2 protein-coding genes and 1 pseudogene are annotated in these 2533 nt (G+C 36.0%); 1 reads left to right on the forward strand and 2 read right to left on the reverse strand.

The genetic code is table 11. The annotated features are described in order from the left end of the window. Positions 1-505: 505 nt before the first annotated feature. Both NXS07_RS19410 and NXS07_RS19415 read right to left on the reverse strand, forming a co-directional pair. A complete protein-coding gene (locus tag NXS07_RS19410) occupies positions 506-703 on the reverse strand; it encodes a hypothetical protein (protein WP_038193615.1) in 198 nt (65 codons plus the stop codon). 361 nt (positions 704-1064) lie between these two features. Beyond that, positions 1065-1859, reverse strand: coding sequence for a DUF4184 family protein (locus NXS07_RS19415; protein WP_238126977.1), 795 nt, complete (start codon positions 1857-1859; stop codon positions 1065-1067). Positions 1860-1984: 125 nt separating this feature from the next. Here NXS07_RS19415 and NXS07_RS19420 point away from each other — a divergent pair. Continuing rightward, positions 1985-2463: pseudogene (locus NXS07_RS19420) on the forward strand (LysR family transcriptional regulator); the annotation flags it as partial. Between the last annotated feature and the right edge of the window lie 70 nt (positions 2464-2533).

A 2533-nucleotide genomic window follows, 5' to 3' on the forward strand; every position in this document is an offset into this window, starting at 1 on the left:
TTAGTGGACGCGGTAAGTCAGTGTATTGTATTACCGACTATAACAAAAGTGCAGATAATTTCATTGATTAACTTAGATAGTTTACAAGTGTTTTTCTTGACATTAAGTCATCAAATTTCTTTAATTTATTCCATCTTGTAAGTCCAGTAATAAAAAAAATTGAAAAAAATGCTGATAGAAGTATTCCACTGAAAATATTTTTATTAATACTTTCTATTATTGATAGTATAATAAAGAAACCAAATACCACCATAAATATTACTGGTACTATAGCTTGCTTTCGCAAATTTCTGTTTTTTATATTGAACATAATCAATCCTTTGTTGGTTGAAATTCATTAAATTATTATACTCATAACGTCGGAAAGTGCTAAAACTTGTTTTGGGGTTGGAGTAGTAATCTTTTTTAGCTGAATTTGTCATAGGGTTCCCAAAACCCGCGTACTGTAATACGCGGGTATTCTCAGGATATCTTCGGGCTTTCAGGCGATTCCGTCCTTTTGCTGTTAAGCTTGAACTTGGGGCTTTATAGCATGAATCAAATCCTTAGCAGCTTCCTTTGAGTAATTATCGATCAAATGATTGACGATATCTGTCCATGATATAGATTTTCCTGCCGCATGACTGGCATCTATTGCTAGCCGTTCAAGTTTTAACTTTCTTTCCGTAACAATGGCCATAGTTGTTCGTTTAGGTGTCGTCATAACTAAGTCTGCCTTTTTCTTAGTCAAAATTCGTATTGAATCATTATAGGTAAACATTCATGTAGTTGTATCATTGTACTTGTATAACTCTGTATCATGTGTTAGATTTTTTTTGCTGTATGATTATATGCGTGCATATTTTGATAAAATTTCAGGGTAAGTAGAGAGATCACCATAGGTGATTTTATTTTTAGCTTAGGTGGTTCGCACAATCTATATTATGTTAAATTAACTAAAATAGATCATAACTTCATGAGATGAACCTTTTCAGTCAATTAACTATGTTCTGCCCTGTTTGATACTGATACAGAACGGAAATTGCTGGTTTTATTCTTGAATTGAAACTGTACATAAACAATTGCTATGTGTTGTCTATTTGAATGTCAATAGATTTTGATTGAACAAGTTTAGTCTTCGAAGAGTAATACCTTATCCATAACGCAATAAGTACCAGAATAATAAAAAATACTGGTACAGATAGAGTGAGTTCCTTAAAAATAAACCTGCCCATATTTATCCCCGATACCTCCCAGGATAAAAACAATGCTACAGGGCATGTCAAAAACCCTGAAATAAACCCAATAACAATCAAATAGTAAAGTTTTCTTTTGTTCGTTTTTTGAATACTGAGATCCAATTTTTTCTGATACCGCCAGTACTTCATGGCGAGATACAATAATCCTGACAATGAGCTGAGATGCTGTAGAATTTTATATATACTTATCCCCTGCCCGTTGGTAATGGAATGAAAAATGCGGAACTGTAGTAAAGGAATTAGCTCGACAAAAAAACCTTTATCGTGTGTGAATGCATCCCAGCCAATATGGGTTACAGCTCCTATAAATAACGACAACACAAAAAAAACTCTGTCCTTATAGTCTGGTTTTTCATAACGCGCAAAGGATATTGGGAAAAGGACGGATAAAGGATATGACAATAGACGTACAATCAAAAATATCAATAGACATAAAGGAAATGCGGTATAAAACCATCCGGGTAAGTGATGCGCAACCGTTGCAACATCATATAACCCAACAGAGTAAAAGAAATCAGGAGACAAACTACCAGTAATTAGCGCAGGCAAATTTAACAACCTCCCCCCCGGAAGACTCTTCAAAGGAAAAACGGCTGCTGGATGTGAAAATGTCCATGGCATTACGAAAAATCCTAAAAAAATGTTAAAGTCTGCGATAGGGAATATACCACAGATGAATAAAGATAGTTTCCTCCTCATTAAATGTACGAGCTCAGACCTGAGCTGATGACTGGATTTGCTGAGATATGCGTAAAAACGATCATTTTAGCGGAATTGTTGCCTTTGTGGCGACAGCACAATTAGGCAGTTTTACTGCTGCGGCTGAACGATTTGGACTGACGAAATCTGCGGTTGGAAAAAGTCTAAATCGCCTTGAAGAACGATTGGGGCTTAAGCTTTTTCAGCGTTCTACAAGAAGTTTGAGTTTAACCCCTGAAGGTGATGTTTTCTGCAAAGTTGCCAAAATGCGATAGCGATTTTAGAACAAGCCGAAGCGGGGATAGCTTCTCATATCACTTCACCAATAGGTCGATTACGTATTGATCTCCCTGCTGCTTTTGGACGCCAACGCATTCTTCCTATCTTGTTAAATATCACTAAGGAATACCCTGAACTCACGTTATCAGTCTCTTTTAGCGAGCGATTTGTTGATGTGATTGAGGACGGTATCGATTTAGTGATCCGTATTGGTGAATTAGCAGATAGTAGTGGTTTGGTTGCTAAATAAGAATTCAAAATAGTAGATCACTTGAGGGAACTCAGTCCGATTTTTACGATCTGATCAATGGCGAAAA

This window comes from Xenorhabdus bovienii (assembly GCF_024721015.1).
Classification (GTDB): Bacteria; Pseudomonadota; Gammaproteobacteria; order Enterobacterales; family Enterobacteriaceae; genus Xenorhabdus; species Xenorhabdus bovienii.

What these genes read in the sequence shown, in the direction of transcription:
- NXS07_RS19415 (WP_238126977.1), bottom strand. Translation starts at nt 1,859, where the DNA reads ATGCCATGGACATTTTCACATCCAGCAGCCGTTTTTCCTTTGAAGAGT.
- NXS07_RS19410 (WP_038193615.1), bottom strand. Translation starts at nt 703, where the DNA reads ATGACGACACCTAAACGAACAACTATGGCCATTGTTACGGAAAGAAAG.